This is a genomic window from Planctomycetaceae bacterium (genome assembly GCA_041398825.1).
Lineage (GTDB): Bacteria > Planctomycetota > Planctomycetia > Planctomycetales > Planctomycetaceae > F1-80-MAGs062.
Window position 1 is genome coordinate 163897 of sequence record JAWKTX010000004.1, and the last position, 20364, is coordinate 184260.

The 20364-nt window shown below is 54.2% G+C and carries 13 protein-coding genes; 4 read left to right on the forward strand and 9 right to left on the reverse strand.

Features of this window, described 5'->3' with window-relative positions:
* Positions 1 to 105 precede the first annotated feature (105 nt).
* From R3C20_09010 to R3C20_09025, 4 genes are all read right to left on the reverse strand, one after another.
* Entirely contained in the window at positions 106 to 2286 is a 2181-nt protein-coding gene (locus tag R3C20_09010; protein MEZ6040634.1) for a redoxin family protein, read from the reverse strand.
* 216 nt (positions 2287 to 2502) lie between these two features.
* Positions 2503 to 4452: a GTPase domain-containing protein gene (locus R3C20_09015; GenBank protein MEZ6040635.1), complete on the reverse strand. Its 1950-nt coding sequence runs from the start codon at positions 4450 to 4452 to the stop codon at positions 2503 to 2505.
* 207 nt (positions 4453 to 4659) lie between these two features.
* On the reverse strand, positions 4660 to 5685 hold the full coding sequence (locus tag R3C20_09020; protein MEZ6040636.1) for an ATP-grasp domain-containing protein: 1026 nt from the start codon (positions 5683 to 5685) through the stop codon (positions 4660 to 4662).
* Complete coding sequence (locus tag R3C20_09025) at positions 5682 to 6740, reverse strand: putative zinc-binding metallopeptidase (GenBank protein ID MEZ6040637.1); 1059 nt, start codon at positions 6738 to 6740, stop codon at positions 5682 to 5684. The genes R3C20_09020 and R3C20_09025 overlap by 4 nt, the downstream gene beginning before the upstream one ends.
* A 451-nt stretch (positions 6741 to 7191) precedes the next feature.
* Here R3C20_09025 and R3C20_09030 point away from each other — a divergent pair, with 451 nt between their 5' ends.
* From R3C20_09030 to R3C20_09040, 3 genes are all read left to right on the forward strand, one after another.
* Positions 7192 to 9279, forward strand: coding sequence for a S46 family peptidase (locus tag R3C20_09030; protein ID MEZ6040638.1), 2088 nt, complete (start codon positions 7192 to 7194; stop codon positions 9277 to 9279).
* A 75-nt stretch (positions 9280 to 9354) separates the two neighbouring features.
* Positions 9355 to 12465 carry a M20/M25/M40 family metallo-hydrolase gene (locus R3C20_09035; protein ID MEZ6040639.1) on the forward strand — a complete coding sequence of 1037 codons (3111 nt, stop codon included), beginning with the start codon at positions 9355 to 9357 and terminating at the stop codon, positions 12463 to 12465.
* Positions 12466 to 12469: 4 nt separating this feature from the next.
* The gene (locus tag R3C20_09040) at positions 12470 to 13582 is read left to right on the forward strand and encodes a sugar kinase (GenBank protein ID MEZ6040640.1); all 1113 of its coding nucleotides are present in this window, start codon (positions 12470 to 12472) and stop codon (positions 13580 to 13582) included.
* 245 nt (positions 13583 to 13827) lie between these two features.
* Here the strand turns inward: R3C20_09040 and R3C20_09045 are convergent, their stop codons facing one another.
* Positions 13828 to 14604 (reverse strand): FliA/WhiG family RNA polymerase sigma factor, encoded by a 777-nt coding sequence (locus R3C20_09045; protein ID MEZ6040641.1) that lies wholly within the window; start codon positions 14602 to 14604, stop codon positions 13828 to 13830.
* A gap of 810 nt (positions 14605 to 15414) precedes the next feature.
* Here R3C20_09045 and R3C20_09050 point away from each other — a divergent pair.
* Entirely contained in the window at positions 15415 to 15639 is a 225-nt protein-coding gene (locus R3C20_09050) for a hypothetical protein (GenBank protein MEZ6040642.1), read from the forward strand.
* A 30-nt stretch (positions 15640 to 15669) separates the two neighbouring features.
* On the opposite strand, the gene R3C20_09055 is transcribed toward R3C20_09050, so the two are convergent.
* The 4 genes from R3C20_09055 to R3C20_09070 form a co-directional block, all read right to left on the reverse strand.
* Entirely contained in the window at positions 15670 to 16266 is a 597-nt protein-coding gene (locus R3C20_09055; GenBank protein ID MEZ6040643.1) for a sigma-70 family RNA polymerase sigma factor, read from the reverse strand.
* Positions 16267 to 16472: 206 nt separating this feature from the next.
* Entirely contained in the window at positions 16473 to 18266 is a 1794-nt protein-coding gene (locus tag R3C20_09060) for a S1 RNA-binding domain-containing protein (GenBank protein MEZ6040644.1), read from the reverse strand.
* 165 nt (positions 18267 to 18431) lie between these two features.
* The gene (locus tag R3C20_09065) at positions 18432 to 19427 is read right to left on the reverse strand and encodes a formylglycine-generating enzyme family protein (GenBank protein ID MEZ6040645.1); all 996 of its coding nucleotides are present in this window, start codon (positions 19425 to 19427) and stop codon (positions 18432 to 18434) included.
* Between the two features lie 87 nt (positions 19428 to 19514).
* Positions 19515 to 20261, reverse strand: coding sequence for an ABC transporter permease subunit (locus tag R3C20_09070; GenBank protein ID MEZ6040646.1), 747 nt, complete (start codon positions 20259 to 20261; stop codon positions 19515 to 19517).
* Between the last annotated feature and the right edge of the window lie 103 nt (positions 20262 to 20364).

A 20364-nucleotide genomic window follows, 5' to 3' on the forward strand; every position in this document is an offset into this window, starting at 1 on the left:
CCGGGCGTCATGAACCCAGGAATCGAAGGAGCTTTTCAGGCGGCCGTACGAATGGAACGGGCCTGACACTTCAAAGCAAGCGCGACCGTAATCGTCAGAGATTTCTTAGTCCAGGATATATTCAACATAACCCAGGTGCATTTCGTCAGTCGTTTGCGGCCCCCAACGAACAGTCCTGTTCGGATCAGGATTCGCGGGATTGTCGGAACTATTGTCGAACCATGCCGTAAATACGATCTGATCGCCGCGATGGACCTGCAATGGTTCCGCGTACCGGTAAAGCAATTGCCAGTTGAAATCGTATCGGGGGATATCCAGAAGCGTCGTCGTGGATCGGTTCGATACCAATTCAAATCGCGCAGCCTTTCCACGCAGATGCATGTGTGGCAGAAATGCAAGCACTTTTGCATCCGCGGGCACCAGTAGCTTCGCCACTTCACGATGATTGTCCGCGCCTGGGGGAATTCGTAAGCGGGGATTGACGATGCCGGTCACTTTCACTTCATGCTTCGGAGGATGTTCAGCATAGACAAGACCGATCCGAGTCTGGTCGGTCGTAGCCGCACCGTTAGGGGTGTAATGCATTTGAAACCGCAACCGTGCATGGCGAGGCAACTTTTTTCCGTATCCGTCCGGATACGTCAGAGTACTGTTGCCGGGGACGTAGATACCCCAGTAACCACGACTTTCGTCCGCAATGGAATCGCGAGTACTGCCATCGCCATCCTGAACGAACACGAGAACGTGATGAACGACTTCAGGTGCTCCCGGACGAACTTCGATTGCCTTCACCCACTTGTCTTCCGGGAGATTTGTTTCCACAACAACATTCTGATATGGCATGGTCCCCGTAGCCTTCACGGCAACCGGATACTTAAATTCAAAGATTGCGTCCGGCTCACCAATCGCCCATTCGTTCGGATAAGTTTTTGGGATCACGGCATCCATTGGGTTTCCTTCGGCTCGATTGCCGGAAATCCAGGCAAGCAAATCCTGACGTTCAGACGCAGACAGCGATCGATCATTGATCCACGGACTATGTTGCCGGGAACCTGGGAGAAGTTCACCCGAAGCAGAATCCCCTGCATCGTTGTCCGAACGTGCAGCAAACCATGGTGGCATCACACCGCGAGCGACAACGTCACGGATCATGGGAGCATGAGCCACGACATCCGCGTAACTTTCAAGCGAAAATGGAGCCACGCCACCATCGCGGTGACATTCAACACAGTGCCGCTGCATGAGCCGCGAGATTCTTCCGTGCCAGGTGACGACAGACTCATTCGGATGCAAATGATTCGCATCCGATGGTTCAAGCACCCAATTCAGCAGGCACCCCGGAGCATCTGTCGCCGTGACCAGAGGCTGACGATCTGCCAACAAAGCCTCCAGGGCGTCCGACAGAAAGCTCTTTCGCGGGGCGTCATGCGAATATCCCAGACCATACTGATCATCAACTGCGCCATGGAATACCACTGTTCGTGAACGGTCAACGACAATGACATCGGTGGTAGATGCCGCCCCAATGGCTTCGGCCACGGCTTCATCCGGGTCAATCAGATAAAGGCAACCTTCTGCCAGAGTCTTACGAGCAGTATCAATATCGGAGCGTTTATCGCTTGCCATCGGATTCACGCAGACAAACTGAACGCCGCGCGAAGAGTATTCATGGGACAACCGGGCAAGTGTCGGCAGGTATTTCCTGCTTAAAGGACAGCTGGTACTGGTCATTGCGAACACGACAAGGCTGTGCGGTTCCCGCGGATCACTCAGAAGCTGACTCAATTTTTGCGAAGAACCATCGATGTCCTCAATCTGGAGATCAGCAACCAGATCGCCTACACCATGTTCTCCGGGGGATAAGAGATCAGGCCCTTTGCGAACCGAATCTGCTGCATCGACAGTGGCCCCGACACTGTCCGGCCTCGGTGACGGTTTCACGGAAGGACCTGGAATTTGCTCTTTCATCTCCATTCGCTTCAAGACACCGGCAACAACGCCAGCGCGAGCTTCCTCCAGAGTCACTTCCCCATTCTTATCTGCATCAAGCCGACCAAAAATATCGGGGCGGGGCAATTCCGCCGGAGTAAGTTTGCCATCGCGATTGGCATCCAGCCGCTGAAACCGTTCCAGCAGTGGCCTGCCCCTGGTTGACAATTCGTCCGTTGCACCAGCGGCAGAGTAAACGGTTGCCGGCAGAGCCAGTAAAATCATCACGCCCAGGAGCCCCAAAGCCAGACCGGGATTGTCTTTTCGGGCTTGATGGGCAGCAGATTCTGTAGTCACAAAACACTCCTGATTGCTTGACGGACGATCGCTGGATTTCGAGCAGAGCGTGGATGACGGTATCAACTCTCGAAGTCACGAGGAAGTGCCGGATAATTCCCGGTTCGTTTCCGAAGGCCAATTCCTGGGCAAGGATTCCTGAAGTGTGACACTCCGATGCCAGGTTGTTCGCGTGCGCAAGGGTATCGGCTCTCTCCAACTTGTCCACACGGCTCTTTACAGCTCTCTGACAATGGTTGCAAGTTGATCCTTCAATCCAACAACAGTTCTGTATTCGTCTGATTGCGTCAGGGTGGCGGCAGCCCGCAGCTCTTCAGGCAACGTTCCCAGCAGTTCGGAATGGATCAGTTGAGTCAGCCACTCTGCCCGCCGAGCCATGAACGCCGAATGTAACTGATTAAACCACGCCTGAAGTAAACCAGATCCTGTACTTGCAGCGTTTGAAACAGCGGCTTCACCCGCCAGGGCCGCTGTGGCCCCACCAGCCACATCCGCAACCACATGAACAACGGCCTGAGCTGCTGCGTCCGCAACGAATGGAGCAACGACTTCCCCGGCGGGACCGAATCCAATTGTGAACATCACTACGCTCGTGACGGGTCTCACCGCGGCACTAACATTGTTGAGCTGCCCGTAAAGCTTAAAAACTTCAGGGCTGTCTTCACGAAAACGAGTCATCTGATTTTCGACAACTGTGGACAGCTCGCTGTCGAAATCAATCTGTTCATGCATGGATTTCAACTGACGAATCAGGTCCGATCTTGAGGCGCCTTCGAGAACGGATTCGATTCTCGGACGAATCAAATGATTCCCCGACTCCGCCATCCACTGAAGTTTGTCGAACAGTTCTTCCACAACTTCCAGAACGGCCGACCACTCGCGCTGCCGATATTCCTGCATGGGAGGAACAGGCTCTCCTGAAATTGCATTTCTGGCTGCCCTGAGTGGCCAGAGGATCCCTGCACCGATCGTGTTGTAAAACCCATTCACTCGGCGAGCCCAGCCGTGCTGGCGATGTTGCCACCAATCGCGAATGTGACGAACGATTTCACTGTTGGCTGGCGCGGGCCAGTTCCTGATCTTCAGGGCGGTTTCGGATGTCAGACGTTCCGACGTCGTCGCCAGCTCGCGACTTGCCGCGCTAAGTTCGCGCAGCCAGTTCGGCAAGCCCCGGGATTCATTCAGGATCTCGTGCAGCGATCCTTTCAATGTCCGCATACGGATTTCACGAAAACGGAGCCTCGCCAATTCCGCCGATAGATCGTGGGGCACATCATCGACCGGTACCTGGTCTGCGCCCCAGCCATCCGGCACGGGCCAGGGACGTTCGAAAAACGGAAGCCGAAGTTCGTCAGCTGCCCGACGATCGCCTGGTGCAATGAACAATGCGTCAGGTTGAATACCAGTTTCGTCACAGAAAGTCTTCACCCAGATCGGCCAGTATTCTTCGTCTTCCGGGATCAGACACTGATTGAAGACGACGATGACCGCCTTGTCTTCAGAACCCGCCTTTCGAAAGAATTCTTTGACCGCAGCATCGTTGTATTTCTGCTGGGTGAGCACTGCGATGAGGACATCCGCGCTGCGACGCACAGCGTCAGCGCGCAGCCAGTTGACTCGCGCATCGCTGTCGATATCGGGCGTATCCAGCACCAGCAGCGATGGTGGTAGTTCCGGAGCTGTTCGCCAGAACAAAAGATTGGCGTCCGTTTCCTGCAATGCTTCATCTGCGTCATGCCACGATCGCAGGTCGAAATCAGGAAAGACGGATTGCAGCGAATGCTGCTCCGAAAAATTCTGCGGAACCAGGCAGACGGGATGCTTTGTTCCTGAAGCCAGTGGACTACTGGCACTGGCTTTGCAGCCAGCCAGGTGATTGAAGACGACACTCTTGCCAATATTGGTACCACCAACAACTGCCACGACCAACCAGGCCTGTTCGCCCAGTTGCGGTGCCAGCTTTTGCCTCAGCAGGTCAAACCATTCACGCGTATCAAGAGGTTTCGCCTGAAGAAACTGTGCGCTGGATTCCAGTTTCGTCAGCGCCGACAACAGCAGCTGGACCGTCACAGCGCACGACTGAAACACAGATTGTCCATGCGCCTGTCCCGCATCCGAACTCGTCGATGCGGGAATCTGGTCACGGTTTGAAAGTTGATCGGACATAAGAAGCCACGAAGGGTTGGAAACAGCACTGACCATCGATCCGCTGGAAAAGGTGCCGCAAGTCGATCAATGGTTTGCCTGAAAATCAGGCGTCAGTTTAACCGGGCCTCGCTGGCTCTGCGAACCTTCCACCCGCGTGGTGAAGGCAACTCGAGGATTTGAGCGACTCCGTCCGTTTTACAGGCGGCTCAAACCGAGGAGAAAGCTTTACTGAGGTTTTCCCGGATCATAGCTGAGTCCCAGCCGAATGATGCGTGCGAGTAATGCGTCGTACTTCAGGCCTGCAGCTTCGCCGGATTCCGCGAAGTCTTCACCAAACGACAGATTCGGATTTGGGTTGGCCTCCAGCACATAGACACGTTCATCATCCGTCACTCGCAGGTCGATGCGAGAATACCCGGATTGAAACAACCCGCGGTAAGTGCGTTTGCAGATCTGTTCAATTCGCCGCGCCAAGGCCGGTGTGAGGTCCGTCGCTTCGTACGTCATGACGCCGTACTTCTTCTGGAAGTCCGGATCCCATTTGGCCTCGCGCGTCGCGATGAGAGGTATCTTTTCTTTGTTCTTGTCGAACTTGAGTTCCCAGATGGGAAACGTTTTCAATTTGGAATTCCCAATGATCCCAACGTACAGCTCGCGACCTTCGATGAACTCTTCGCAAAGTGCGGCCGTATGAACTTCTTCGTGGATATACCGAACACGTTCCCGAAGCTCTTCTTCGGTACGAACGATTGAAGACTGAGAAAGTCCGTGTGAGGCGTCTTCTGTGGCCGACTTAATAAACAGGGGATAGTGGAGTTTGGCGGGTTTTCGAACCTCCCGCCCGATGGGGAACACGCAGAATCGGGGAGTCGGAATTCGGTGGTAACTTAAGATCTGTTTGCTGAGAACCTTGTCGTGTGCCAGCATCAGTCCGCGCGGATTGCAGCCTGTGAACTTTTGCTGGATCAGCACCAGGTAGCTTACGATGTGAGAGTCAAACACCGGCACACCGCGGAATTCCTCAAGCAGATTGAACACGATGTGCGGCTTTTGTTCGGTGATACTTCGGCGCATGACGCCCAGATCGTCACTAACGCCGACCGGATGTGCATCATGGCCCATTTCGCGAAGCGTATGCAGAACATCGAACTCGGTCTTCCATTCCAGGATTTCTTCGTCCGTGTAGCCTTCCATGGAATCAGGCGGAACCAGATCGGCATGGACCAGAACGACAATCCGCAACGGTCTCATAACGCCACCTTGTGGTAGCCATCCTTGAGGCAGTTCATGATCTGAACTGTCAGCATAACGAGCGCTTCCTGACGGGTCTTCGTTGGTGACTTATCAACTCGCAGGCCTAATTCGCGGCAACGCTGAATGATCTCTCGAAGGATTTCGTCGACCGTGTACTGATACTGCCCCGTCCAGTCGGCGATGTGACGACGGAACTCCGCGCGATTCTGTTGCAGAAAGACTGCGGCCGACGGCTTGTTACGATGACGGGGTGCGTTCGAGAACAATCGAAGCAGCTCGCAGTCGTAAAACGTATTCTGCTCAATCCCGTAGTAATCCCGCCGCGCGGAGTAGTGTTCGCCCAGAGTCTTGCGAATGGTCTTGATGGGATCAATCTGTTGTCGTGATGAAAGCTGGGGCTTCGAATGCCCAATTTCCTGCATCAGATCATCTACATACTGCAGCTTTTTCAGTGCGGGCCAGCCCTTATATCTTTGTTTCCAGCCCGATCTGGGCTTGAGCCAGACGGCAAAGGTTTCGGCAAAATCTTCCGCAGGATGACTTTGAGCGTACCATTTGTCGAAATGCCGGACATAGCTGCGGCTGTAAGGACGCGGCTGGTAGAGTTTTGGATAGGGAGCCGACCGTTTCCCAAAGAGCTGCTGCCAGCGTTTCCGGCGAGACAGGCGGTAGGCAGTATCAATCGTATGCCCTGCCTCGTGGCGCAGAATACGCATACAGGTTTCTTCGGTGCCGCCCTCGACCTCGAGCATTTGTTTTTTTTCGAGTCGAGACAGTCGCGGATGCAACAGATAGAACGGGATCGCAATTCCCGGGATTCCATCCGGGGAAAACCATTCATCAGAGACCCAGCAGTGTGGCCGAAAATCAATTCCCCGAGACTCCAATTCCTCATAAAGCCGTTCGATACGTGGCTCAAGAACGGTTCCCTGGAGGCGGATCCCCAGATTGCACATGCGCATCTTCAGTAAACGCTCGTCGCTGTACGTAGCCCACGAACAATTTGCTGGATCGCCGGATTCTGACTGGGGCGGTGTATTTCGTTCAGGCATCGCAAAATCTCTCAGCCTGCGTGGCACCATGATGGAAGTCTGGGTACTTGCGCAGGTCGTATTCTGAAGACATTGTTCAACAGTTCAATGCAATTCACGGTGATCGCAGTGAAACCTGAGAACTCGGACGACCCGAAATGCCGGTCTTCTGGACACCATCGGCACTTTCGTGCAGTGCTCGCCAGCCGATCAGGCGGCATCTTTTTCCATCAACGGGTCACTTCGATTGAGTTTCTGCGGCAATCGCAGAAAATGCCCGCATGGCTGTCGAACAATTCACGATGCGGGTTTTGCATGGCAGCCTCAGAAAGAACTCCCTGATTCAGACTGTTGAAACATCTCCACTCGCGACGGTTTTCGATTTTGACTTCCGTTTGTGATTCTTCCTGAAGGACGTTCCATGACAATCTCATGTCCACCGAAATCGATGATCAGCAGCTCAGGACATCGCATGAAAAACATAGTCTCAGAGTGCCGACGCATTCTCACTTTTGCCGGGATCGTCGTCCTCTTCCTGGCGTCCGTGTGCCCTTCGCATCACGCCCCCGCAGTGGCAGACGAGGGCATGTGGTTGTTTACGGACCTTCCCAAAGAGTACCTGAAAACAACATACGGTTTCGAGCCCAGCGATGAGTGGGCGAAGGAGCTGATGATGTCGTGTGTGCGATTCAACATCGGTGGATCGGGCTCGTTTGTCTCGAGCAACGGGCTTGTGCTGACCAATCATCACGTGGGTTCTGACACTCTGTACAAATTGTCGACCCCTGAACGAAACATCATGGAAAACGGGTTTCTTGCGAAAACGACCGAAGAAGAGCTCAAGGCGCCGGACCTGGAGCTCAATCAACTGGTGGCCATCAAAGACGTGACTGCAGAAGTCAACGCGTCTGTGACCACAGACATGTCGACCGAAGATGCGGTTGCGGCGCGCCGAGCCGTGATCGCCGACATCGAAAAGAATGCGCTGGATGCCTCCGGGCTTCGCAGCAACGTGGTCACGCTGTTTGGCGGTGCTCGGTACCATCTTTACCAGTACCGGAAGTACACGGACGTGCGACTTGTCTGGGCTCCTGAAACCTCTGCCGCATTCTTTGGCGGCGACGCAGACAATTTCGAATATCCTCGTTTTTGCCTGGACGCGTGTATTTTTCGTGTCTACGACAATGGAAAACCAGCGACGACCAGCCACTTTCTCAAATGGTCCGCCAATGGCCCCGAAGAAAATGAACTGGTCTTCGTGTCCGGAAACCCGGCCCGCACAAATCGCATCTACACAACCGCTGCACTTCGTTATCAGCGAGATCACTACATGCCATATGTGCTGAACAGTTTGCGTCGCACAGAAATTGTCCTGCAACAATTTGGACTCCGCAGCACCGAGAATGCCCGTCGTGCCAGAGAAGATCTGTTTGGAATCCAGAATTCCAGGAAGGCCCGACTGGGCATGCTGGGTGGTCTGCAGGACCCGGCAACGTTCGCAATGAAAACCGCTGCCGAGAAAGCGCTTCTGGAAAAGATTAACTCAGATGATCAACTGAAACCACTAGCAGAAGCCTGGAAGACGATCGAAGAAACGTCAGCACAAAGAGCAAAACTGCTTGGTCAGGAAATCTCTCTGCGTTCGCAGTTGTTTGGCATTGCCGAGACGCTCGTTGAAATGATTGAGGAAGATCAGAAACCGTCGGCGAAGCGTCTACCGGAGTATGCAGATGCTGGTCGAGAATCTCTGTTGCAGCAACTGTATTCAGAAGCCCCCATTTATGAAGACCTCGAGCAGGTCTTGCTGGCCGATTCCATCGCTCGAACGCTGGAACTGCGTGGTGCTGATGACGAGCTTTGTCAGCAAATTCTGGCTGGCAAGAGTCCCGCGGATCGAGCGGCGGAATTGGTGCGTGGAACAAAACTGAAAGATGTTGCTCAGAGGAAGGCGGCTGTATCCGCTGGAATCAATGGCCTGCAGGCGAGCGAGGATCCCCTGATTCAACTGGCACGCACTGTGTTGCCTGAAATCCATCGTGTGCGAAAGATCAACGATGAGATCGCTGAGAAAGAAAAACAGGCCTATGCAAAGATTGCAGAAGCCCGATTTGCAACCGAAGGCACCTCGAACTATCCGGATGCCACCTTCACCCTGCGGCTTTCATTTGGCCCGGTCAGGAGTTATGAACAGGACGGAAAGACGATTGCCCCCATGACGACCATTGGCGGTGCTTACGAACACGAAGAAAAGCATGCGGGACAGGCCGACTACACGCTCCCCGAATCGTGGAAGAAAGCCAGGCCAAGCCTGAATCCAAACACTCGGCTGAACTTTGTGAGCACCGCAGACATTATTGGTGGCAACTCCGGTAGCCCGGTCGTGAATAAGAACCTTGAACTCATCGGATTGATTTTCGACGGTAACATCCAGTCCCTGACTTCGAATTTCATCTACACCGAAAAACAAAGCCGTTCTGTCTCCGTGCATTCCAGTGCGTTGCGTGAAGCGTTGCAGGTCGTCTACGGGGCTGACAGCCTGGTGGAACAGCTGGGGCGGTAGTCTGCGAGACTCGTTGTCTGTTCGCTTTTGTACGTCATCATCACGAATGATTCGCCTTCTCTGAAAGAATTCGTCGTGCCAGTTTTCAACCTTCATTCTGTTCGCGAAACCGTTCGCGTCGATCGCAAGCAAACCATGATTCGGATATTTCTGGTTGCCATTTTGTTGTGTCCCGCGTCTGTACGGGTTGAGGGACAGGAAGCCGACATTACGGAATCCGGACCGGCAGAAGCTTCGAAGCTGGAAACTCAACTGCTGAGTGGTGCCAGGCAATTGACGTTCGATGGCCGCCGCGCCGGAGAAGGCTATTTCAGCGCGGATGGTCGTCAGCTTGTCTTCCAGAGCGAACGCGAACCTGGCAATCCGTTCTATCAGATTTATCTGATGGACATGGAAACGGGTGCGACAGAGCGTGTATCACCAGGCACAGGCAAGACAACCTGCGCATGGGTTCATCCGAATGGTAAACGGGTTCTCTTTGCTTCCACCCACGAAGACCCGGATGCTTTGAATGAGCAAAAGCAGGAACTTGAGTTCCGCGAGTCCGGCAAGGAACGTCGTTATTCGTGGGACTATGATGAATTCTACGAGATCTACGAGTACGACCTCGACACAAAACAGTACAGCAAATTGACTGAAGCTCGAGGTTACGATGCAGAAGGGTCCTGGTCGCCGGATGGAAGCCTCATCGCGTTCGCATCGAATCGATCGGCGTGGGAAGACCAACTCAGCGAAGAACAGCAAAAACTGTTCGCGCAGGATCCGGCGTGGGCCAACGAAATCTACATCATGAGTTCAGACGGGACCAATCTGAAACGTCTGACGTCAAGCCCGGGGTATGACGGCGGACCGTTCTTCAGTCCGGACGGCAAACGCATCTGCTGGCGGCGATTTGCGGAAAACGGCGCCACCGCCGAAATCATGACAATGAACATCGATGGAACAGACCAGCGTCGATTAACCAACATTAAAGCGATGTCATGGGCTCCTTACTATCATCCCAGCGGACGTTACCTGATCTTCACAACCAACAAACACGGTTTCGCAAATTTTGAGTTGTACCTGGTGGATGCAGACGGTGCGCACGAACCCGTGCGAGTCACCTACACAGCCGGGTTCGACGGATTGCCGGTGTTCACGCCGGACGGAACTGGTTTAGCCTGGACGACCAACCGTACGGCCAGCGGGCAATCGCAAATCTTCATCGGTCACTGGAATCATGCGAAAGCTCTAAGCCTGCTTGACCTGAAACCGTCTGAATCCGTGACTGCCAACGCCTCATTGCCTGCCGCGACGGGGCCGATGGGTCGCTCTCCGGAAGCGCGGGGTGCGTTCGCGCCTGCAGATGCGGTTCGCCATGTTGAATACCTCTGCCGACCTCAGTTGGGCGGTCGACTGACCGGCACAAAAGGTGAAATACTGGCAACCAACTATGTGGCTCTCCACTTCGAGACATTGGGGCTTGAACCCGCTGGCGAAGACGGTTCGTGGTTTCAGCCGTTTGAATTCACAGCAGGTGTTTCTGCAGGTCCGAACAACAAACTGGTCGCAGGTGACCGATCGTATGAACTGAATCAGGAATGGCGTCCGCTTTCATTTGCTCAGAGCGGGACATTTGACGCTGCTGATGTTGTGTTTGCAGGATACGGGATCCGAGCCCCGGCCGGAGACGGTTTTGAAGAATACGATTCGTTCGTGCACCTGGATGTCCAGGACAAATGGATTCTTTGTTTTCGATTCATGCCCGAAGAAATTACCCCCGAACATCGCCAGTACTTATCTCGCTTCGCCAGCCTGCGGTTCAAGGCGATGCAGGCACGAGACCTGGGGGCTCGCGGATTGATTTTGATGAGCGGCCCGACCTCCGGCGTCCGGGATCAACTGGTGCCCCTTCAGTTTGACGGTTCGCTGTCCGGTACCAGCCTGCCGGTGATCAGTATCACAGATGATGTTGCTGGCGAGTGGTTGACGGCACGACGCAAAGATCTGAATACCCTGCAGTCGAAACTGGACAAGGGTGATCTTGTCATGGGCTTCCCTCTGAATGATCTGAAGATTTCTGCAACTGTTGACATGCAGCAGGAGAAGAAAAAAGGCCGCAATGTGCTGGGGCGACTTCAGGTCAACGACACGCCAGCCCACGAGATTGTTGTTGTCGGTGCTCATGTCGATCATCTCGGCACCGGAGCCAGTACGAATTCACTGGCCAGGGATGAAGAACAGTCTGGTATCCATTACGGTGCCGACGATAACGCATCGGGCGTCTCGGCGATGCTGCAGATTGCCGAAGCCATGGCACAGGCTAGAGATGCTGGCGAGCTGAAAGGGCACCGGGACGTTGTCTTTGCTGCCTGGTCGGGAGAAGAACTTGGGCTGCTGGGCTCCAGCCATTACGTCAAACAACTCGAAACCATGTTCAGCAAGCATGCCGCGGCGTTCGAAGAAGGCGAGGCCGATGGGAAGCCCGAGGATGCTGTCGAAAAAAGTACATCGGACTCAACAGGCCCAAACACCGGCGGTTTGCATCTTTACATCGCCGCATGTCTGAACATGGATATGGTGGGTCGGATGCAGGAAAAACTGGTGCTTCAGGGAACTGGATCATCAAGTGTCTGGCAGCGACTGGTCGAATCCGCCAACGTGCCTCTTGGCCTTCCAGTCAGCCTGCAGGCCGACAGTTATATTCCGACGGATGCCAGCGTGTTTTTCATGCACGGGGTCCCCATTCTTTCTGCCTTTACCGGAAATCATGGTGAATATCACACACCACGCGACACACCGGAAAAACTGAACTACGAAGGCATCTCAAAAATTGCCCACCTGATGAGCCTTGTCTGTCGGCAGCTGATCAGTATGGACAAATCTCCTGTTTACGTTTCTCAGGAGCGGCCGAAAGAAGGTCAGCGAAAGGCTGCCCTCAGAGCCTACCTGGGGTCAATTCCTGATTACGCAGAATCCGACATTAAAGGCGTTTTGTTAAGTGGTGTGAGTAAAGGCGCGCCCGCGGACAAAGCGGGCGTCAAAGGCGGCGATGTCATCGTTGAACTGGCAGGGCGCAAGATCGAAAACATCTACGACTACACCTACGCAATCGAAGCCCTCAAGATTGGCCAGGAAGTCTCGATCGCCGTTCAACGGGACGGAAAGCGGATCGAAATGAAGATTACCCCCGGATCAAGAGACTAGTGCAATGGATGATGAAAGTCCGGGCGCGAATAACGTCATTGTGACATTTGGCGAAATCATGGCGAGAATGGCGCCACCCGGTGTCCTTCGACTCTGCCAGACTTTGCCCGGGTCACTGGATGTTACCTTTGCCGGTGCAGAAGCGAATGTCTCTGCATCGCTTGCAATGCTCGGGGCAAGCACGCGTTTCATCACGGCTCTGCCCGACAACAATCCTCTTACCGATGCCTGTCTGAAAGACCTACGTGGCTTTGGCATTGACGTTTCAAAGATTCGTGTGGTCCCTCAGGGAAGGTTCGGAATCTATTTTGTTGAAACTGGTGCTAATCAGAGACCCAGCCGGGTGACTTACGATCGGCAGTACAGTGCCATCAGTCTGGCAACGCCGGATGATTTTGACTGGGCCTGCATTTTTGACAAGGCTGCATGGTTGCACATCACAGGCATTACGCCCGCACTGTCGTCGTCTGCGGCCAGTGTCACCCTGGAAGCCGTCCGTCAGGCTCGTGCAGCCGGTGTGCGAGTTTCCTGTGATGTGAATTTTCGTTCCACGTTATGGCGTTGGGATGCACAGAAGGCCCCGGCCGAACTTGCTGGCACGACGCTTCGCCAGCTGATGCCATACATCAATATGTTTTCCGCTGGTGAGGAAGACTGCCGCCTGATCGGCATGAATACGGCAGGCCTTCCGTCATACGAGTCTCAGCCTGTGGCACATCAGACAGAACTCGCAAGTCGAATTGTCGATGCGTGGCCGGACATAGAAGTTGTTTCGATGACCTGGAGACAAAGCCATTCGGCCTCTCACAACAACTGGGGCGGTGGTCTGTTTGATGCCGGAAGTCAGAAGTTCTACTACGCCCCGAATGTTGACGGAGAATTCAAGCCGTACGAAATTCGGAGCATTGTCGATCGCGTGGGGGGCGGCGACGCTCACATGGCTGCACTCCTGTATGGATTGAATTCCGCTCAGTTTCCGGATTTTCAGGCCATCGTCGAATTTGCCACTGCAGCATCCTGCCTAGCGCACTCAGTCGTCGGGGATTTTAATTTCGCGTCACAAACCGAGATTGCCGAGCTGGTGGCCGGGAGCGGGAGTGGTCGCGTTGTTCGATGACCGCTTCGATGACCATCGGGAACGGAAATCGGGCATTCAACCGAGCTCTTGCAAGTAGAAAAGTGCGGTCGCACTCTTCGGCTGAGTCTCCGTCGGATGGTGCTGAATGCCGGATTCTAAATTCAGGCCCCCCTGGCGATATCTCCGAATAAGAAAGGCCCGGCCTTGATTTCAAGGCCGGGCCTTTTTGACTTCACCAGCTTCGTATGAAAGGAAACAGGTCTGTCACCTTAGAATCAGTCGACTTAGTCAAATTCAGGTCGGCGACGTCCTAACTGTTCTTTGAGCCGAGCGACGATGCTGGAATGCATCTGGCTGACGCGAGATTCGGACAACCCAAGGGTATTGCCAATCTCTTTCATTGTAAGTTCTTCGTAGTAATAAAGGATGATGATCAGGCGTTCGTTGCGATTCAATCCTTTCGTGACCAGCTTCATCACATCCAGCTTCTGGATGCCTTCCGTTGGATCCTCGCTCTTTCCGTCCTGAACAACGTCGACTTCACGGACATCCTTATAGCTGTCCGTTTCGTACCACTTCTTGTCCAGACTCACCAGATTCACCGCGCTGGCTTCACTTTTGAGTCGTTCGAATTCGGTGATCGGCAGACCCATTTGTTCTGCAATCTCGACATCTGTGGGGGGCCGACCGACGCGAGCTTCAACAGCTTTACGGGCTGCCTCCATCTTGCTGGCTTTGCTTCGAACGAGTCGAGGGACCCAGTCCATCGTACGGAGTTCGTCCAGCATCGCACCGCGGATTCGGGGTACGCAGTAAGTTTCGAACTTCACGCCGCGTTCCATGTCGAAAGCCTCAATGGCGTCCATGAGTCCAAAGACTCCGGCGCTCATGAGGTCATTCAAATCGACTCCCTCGGGAAGCTTGGCCCAGACACGCTCTGCGTTGTATCTGACGAGCGGAAGGTACCGCTCCATGAGCCGGTTCCTGAGCTCCTGGTCAGTCTGGTCCTTTTTGAAATTGATCCAGACCTCAGAAACGTCTTCACTGACCTTGGTAGCCATTCAATCCTCCATGACGAACAGCAAGCGCTGAGAAAACCGGTACCTCGCCGTATCGTCAAGTATCGGCATCTGCAGATGCTGAAGTGCAGCAAAATCAATACGACGGTTACATTCAGACAATAAATCGCGACATCCTCTGCAAAGCTCGAAAACGAACTGAAGGACTGTCACGCTCAACACACCTGAATGTCACCGCATTGACTCAGCCTTTTCAGACCTGCCATTAGCAGCGTTGTTCGATTGTTCCGTAAAAAGATGGTCTCAGGCACAGATGTCTTCGTAAATTGATCCCGACCACTTCGGCATTTCATGCCGAAACCCGCAGGTCGTTCACACTGGATTTCACGAACACAACTGCCGTTGTTCCTGAACCACCATAACTATGTTTGGTCACTGACGGTCACTCGCCTCCAAAGCGGTTGACGCCAGATTCTGCCGGAAACATGCGATCAGACGATTGAACTCAAAGATGGCACCAGAATCAGCAGTGCAGATTCAGGAGCCACTCGACTGCCTCGCAGGGACTGGCGGGCGGGTTGATATCGGACACGGTTCGCGAATGTCCAGAGGGATGGCAAGCGGTTCTGGCGCCTTTTTTTTTACAATTCAGGGGTTCGGCAAATTCAACCGGATCTGTGTTCAAGCGTCGGCAGAAACCTTCCGTCAAGACCGATGCAGACCCGCCGAAAGCAGTTTGTCCTTGCAGAATCTGCAGAAACAACGCCGCGAAAGTCCGTTGATCGAGGACGGGAGCAAGCCGCGGATTGCCGAATGCGGCAGAGCTCAGACAGGAGGAGTTCGGAACGCCGCGTGGCTCCCAGAAAGCTGGCGATGTCGCACTGTTCGAATCCCGGTCGCGCAAAATCGCGACTTCTTCGCCACCAGTACTTCGCCCGAGTTTTTTCAGCTCGCGGTATGGCTCGGTGCCAGCGGTTGATGATGACCGACGACATCCTGACCATCAGTGAGCACGTCCATCCCGCCGTAGCCCTGGCGAGATCAGCAGCACAAGCCGCGTACCACGTATTGCGATGAACACCTCGAATGGCCGTGGAACATGCGAAGTCAGCCAGCTTCTTTCATGTAATTCTGTAGTTCAGTCACGGTACGTGACAGCATCACACGGACGGCGCCGTCGGATTTCCCGATCGCTTCAGCGACCTCTTTGGTACTCAGTCCCTCGACGTATCGCATCCGGAGAGCCGTCTGTTGTTCTTCTGTCAGCTCGCTAAGAGCCGCGGCAAGTCGAAATTCTCGCTGCTCCCGCGAAAATGCTCCACTGGGAGAAGTCATGCTCGCAACCAGCATATTCATGAATTCGTTGCCGTCGTTCGCACTCGCTGCAGGCTGGTTGAGGCTTACTTCGCGCTTAACGGAGCGTTTTTCTGCCCCTACGTGTCTCCGATGGGCGTCGATGATTCGTTGCTCGGCCATCTGACAGACCATTCGAAATGGTTCTCTGACGGACTCGATGACCTGACTGGGATTCGAAAAAGCTGAAACGACAACTTCCTGCAAAATGTCGTCCGGCTCCAGGCGACTCCGCAATGCGGGACCAAGGTTCTTGTCAATGTAGCTCAACAACTTTGGCTTTACGGACTCAAGCCATATTCCCAGTTGTTCGACGTTTTCTGGTCGATCGACGGACTCTTCATTTCCCATGACTTCCGTACCCGCTGCGTGAGTTTTGAACCCTGAACTCGCCACACCCGAAACTCTACAGCAATACCATCCCGGAGCAAGTGACAGGCAGAAATCAGTCAAATTCAAATGACCATCGACAGGTCACTGGCCAGTAGCACTCATAAAAAAAGTCGAAGCCGCGCGAGCAGCTTCGACGTTTCGAGTAAATCCTGGAGAGTGTCAGACTACGAAAAGTCAGATGGGTTGCCAAACAGGCCGCCACCCTTGCCCGCATTGTCGCCGGATGTACCACCACGGAGGTTTGTATTTCGTGGTCGTCGGGGCTGCTGAGGAGCCTCGTTTTCTTCGGGCATTTCGGGTTTCGCGGCTTCCGGCTTCTTTTCGAGAGCCTTCAGCGAAAGCGACACTCGCTTGCGTTTTGTGTCGACTTCCTGCACCTGAAATTCGCGTGTTTCACCGACCGTCAGGATTTCTCCCACACTTCCAACTCGGCGCCACGCCAGTTCGCTGATGTGAACCATACCCTCCAGGCCGGGCTCGAGTTCGATGAATGCACCGAAATCCGTGACTCGCGTCACTTTACCCTCGACGGTTCGACCGGTGGAGTACTTCTCAGTTGCATTCATCCATGGATTCTGAGCCAGCTGTTTCATCCCAAGGCTGATGCGTTTCTTTTCCTGATCGAGCCGAAGAATCTTGACGTCCACCGTTTGCCCTTCAGACAGCACATCGCTGGGATGGTTGATTCGGGACCAGCTGATTTCGCCGATGTGCAGGAAACCGTCAACCGCACCAATATTGATGAAAGCGCCGTAGTCTTTGATGGTCTTGACGACGCCGGAGAAATCCTGTCCGACTTCCGCGGTCGACCAGAATTCACCTTCGACTTCTTCTCTTTCTGACTGAAGCAGCACACGACGACTGACAACAAGGTTGCGTTTCTTTGGATTTACTTCCGTAATCTGGGCTGAGATTTTCTGGTTAACATAAGTTTCCAGGTCACCGACATAGCCGAGTTCAACCTGACTTGCCGGCATGAATGCACGCAATCCACCAACAGTTACCTGCAGTCCGCCCTTGTTCACGGCTGTCACAAGGCAGTCAACAACCTGACCGACAGCAAGGTTATCCCAGTTTCCAGCGGGTTTGTGCCGCCCCTTTGGAAGTCGACCACGAATCAGGCCATCAGAATCCAACTCTTCAATGACGACGTCGATCTCAGCCCCGACCTCGGGGACTTTGCCTTCCGGGAACTGCTTGAGAGCCACAACGACATTGGTGCGAAGTCCGGCGTCCAGAAACACGTCATCGCCGTGAACCTGCTGGACTTTCCCGCGAACTTTTGACCCTTGTCCGACTTGTTTTTCAGCCTCCGTTTTTCCTTCTCCATCGACTGCTGGAGTGGCTGCAACGGTGCTGACCTGCATCACAGCGTTGATCTCTGCTTCAAGCGACTCGTCCAGATCGTCGACCGTTGGAATTTCAACACGGCCACGACTGCCTTCCGATCCCTGCTGCGGGGCAGAAGCAGCGACCTGAGCGGCCTGAGCTTCCGAGGCAGCCATCATTTTTTCACGGATGCTGCCTCCGGCCGCGTCTTGCGGCTCTGAGGTTTCAACCTCGCCCTGGGCGTCAGCATGGATCACCGGGGGCACTGGGGCATCCGCCGATGCGGAAGGGATTTGTGGGACAGGTGATTCTGATGCCTGCGCTGCCACAGTTTCAGATTCGACCGGTGTCGCTGCGGATTCAACGTCCCCCTGCGAGACAACGACGGGCACTTCGGCTTGCGGAGTTTCCGGCGACGGAGGAGGATCTGTGGGCGGTACATTCGCACTCTGAACTGCATTCTCTGTCAGATCAGTGCTCTCTGTTGGAACTGTGTTCTCTGTTGGAACTGTGTTCTCTGTTGGAACTGCGTTCTGTGGCTGAACAGAGTCTTGTGGCTGCATGCTCTCCTGCGGCAACGTGCCGTCCTGGTGCTGCGTGCCGTCCGGTTGCTGTGGATCCGTGGTCATCACTTCATGTCCTGTCAGAGCCGCTAGGTAATATGGATGGCTTCAATGACCGTCTGACTTCAATCATTAAGCACCTTCGTTCAATCGTACGCTTTTCGCCGTCCAGTCCGTGTCAGCCCGAAGGATATCCAAACGAAATCCTGTTCAACAACCGACTAGCCACCATCATGGCACAGGTTTTTCTGCAATTACGCAACGAAATCCAACGGCGTCGTTGCGAAGTTGCGGTGATACGGTCAAACGAGAGGCTGATGTCAGGTGACGAAACGGATCCTTCCAGGAACCGCCGCGAATCACGACCCTCGCTTTTTCAGAGGTTTCCCGCTGAGCCTGGTCTGAGGCATTTGGATCTGCTGCGTCTTTGGGATCGGCAGTTTGACTGCGGGGCACGCCGTTTGTCGATGAAGACTTCTCGGCTACGTCGCCGCGAACAAGAGTCTCTTCATTGTCAGCCACAAACTCCCACAAATATCCGTGAACATCGCAGAGCCCCCAACTATTGGGTTTGAGCACGCCAACGGCCGGATCGTTTCCCGCCGCATTTCCTGTGTGCCACGCATATGCATCCAGCCGGGTAGCAGAATTGCCGGAGTCGCCTTCAGAGGTTGCTGAATTGCCGAACGAATAGGCGGTGTCAGTGCCTGCCCGACAACAATATTCCCACTCCAGTTCCGTCGGAAGACGCACAACTTCATTCGCCGCGATCAATCCGTCCAACCGCAGCAGGGCTGTCAGCTTCAGGCAAAACTGATTCGCCTCTGTGAATGACATCATTTCGGCTGAGTTCCGTGGCCCCTTCCATCGGCTGGGGTTGGTCCCCATGACAGCCTCGTATAATTCCTGCGTGGTTTCATAGCGGCAAACCCGAAACGGATGCATCAGTTGTCGCTTTCTGGACGGCAGCAGGGGTAGCTGACCGCTCAACGAATCTCGCTCCGCCTGCGATGCGCCGAAAATGAAATCTCCGGGAAATGAGCCAGCACCGGGTTCGATCAGGACACATTCGCGAACAAATCTTTTCAGGCATTCGCTCCTGTCGGCCGATGGCGTTCGAGTCGCCGCTAAATCCTGAGCGCGGGTTGCTGTCGTCAGCAGAAGTGCCACCACGCATCCAAACGCCCGCAGGATGCTCTTCAGTTTCTCGATCTGTGTGAGATACATAGGTCTTCGCTTCTGTTTCCTGCAAAGTCGGACGTGAAGTAAGTCGAGACCAACATCATGCTCAATTCGATGGCAACCTGCAATTGCTCACTTGCCGTGCTGGGCTTCCAGGGACATACCAAACCATCGATCAAGCACATATTCCCCGGCGGCGCTGATCGACATGAAGACCAGAGTGCCCAACGCTGTTGTTGTTGCAACAGTGGCGTAGAGTTCGGGCAATTCCAGAGACTCCGTCTTTGCGCGAATGACCGAACCAAGTCCCGGTTGTCCCGAACCGACAAAGAATTCTCCCACGACGGCGCCGACAATTGCTGTTCCACTGGCAATTCGAATTCCAGTGATCATGTATGGAAGGGCAGAGGGCAGCCGCAGCTTCAGCAAAGTCTGTAACCATGTGGCACGATGCAGACGGAAGAACTCTGCCAGGTTCTGATCGGTTTGAAGCAGCCCTGTGGTGGTGTTGGTGATAACAGGAAACAGACTGATGATGCTGGCAATGATGGCGATGCTGAAGAATCCCCGTCCAAAGGTCAGAATGACGATTGGGGCAATGGCAATAATCGGGACGGTCTGCAACAGCACGGCATAGGGATAGAGCGATCGTCTGACGGTGACAGAGATGGAAAACACGAAGGCAGCAAGAATGCCGCAAATGCTGCTGACCAGAAGTCCCATAATTGCCGCCAAACTTGTCCGCACCGTGGCTGCCACCAGTGGTTCACGGATCCTGACGCCGGCTTTCAGCACACTCACGGGGCTCGGCAGAATCAGTTCTGAAACGCCCGTCAACACCACCCCCGCCTGCCAGACCATAAGAATTGCCGCCAGCACTCCGATCGGAGCCAGCAGGTGGGACGGCGTACTGGCATTCGATTTGTCGTTCGAAGATGCTGAAGATTGTCGAAGTGGTGCAGTCAGCGAAAAAATCCTCTAT

Excerpts from the sequence above, each read along its gene's own strand:
- R3C20_09030 (MEZ6040638.1), top strand. The coding sequence starts at position 7,192 with ATGAAAAACATAGTCTCAGAGTGCCGACGCATTCTCACTTTTGCCGGG.
- R3C20_09065 (MEZ6040645.1), bottom strand. The coding sequence starts at position 19,427 with ATGTATCTCACACAGATCGAGAAACTGAAGAGCATCCTGCGGGCGTTT.
- R3C20_09045 (MEZ6040641.1), bottom strand. The coding sequence starts at position 14,604 with ATGGCTACCAAGGTCAGTGAAGACGTTTCTGAGGTCTGGATCAATTTC.
- R3C20_09015 (MEZ6040635.1), bottom strand. The coding sequence starts at position 4,452 with ATGTCCGATCAACTTTCAAACCGTGACCAGATTCCCGCATCGACGAGT.
- R3C20_09025 (MEZ6040637.1), bottom strand. The coding sequence starts at position 6,740 with ATGCCTGAACGAAATACACCGCCCCAGTCAGAATCCGGCGATCCAGCA.
- R3C20_09020 (MEZ6040636.1), bottom strand. The coding sequence starts at position 5,685 with ATGAGACCGTTGCGGATTGTCGTTCTGGTCCATGCCGATCTGGTTCCG.
- R3C20_09055 (MEZ6040643.1), bottom strand. The coding sequence starts at position 16,266 with ATGGGAAATGAAGAGTCCGTCGATCGACCAGAAAACGTCGAACAACTG.
- R3C20_09060 (MEZ6040644.1), bottom strand. The coding sequence starts at position 18,266 with ATGACCACGGATCCACAGCAACCGGACGGCACGCAGCACCAGGACGGC.
- R3C20_09040 (MEZ6040640.1), top strand. The coding sequence starts at position 12,470 with ATGGATGATGAAAGTCCGGGCGCGAATAACGTCATTGTGACATTTGGC.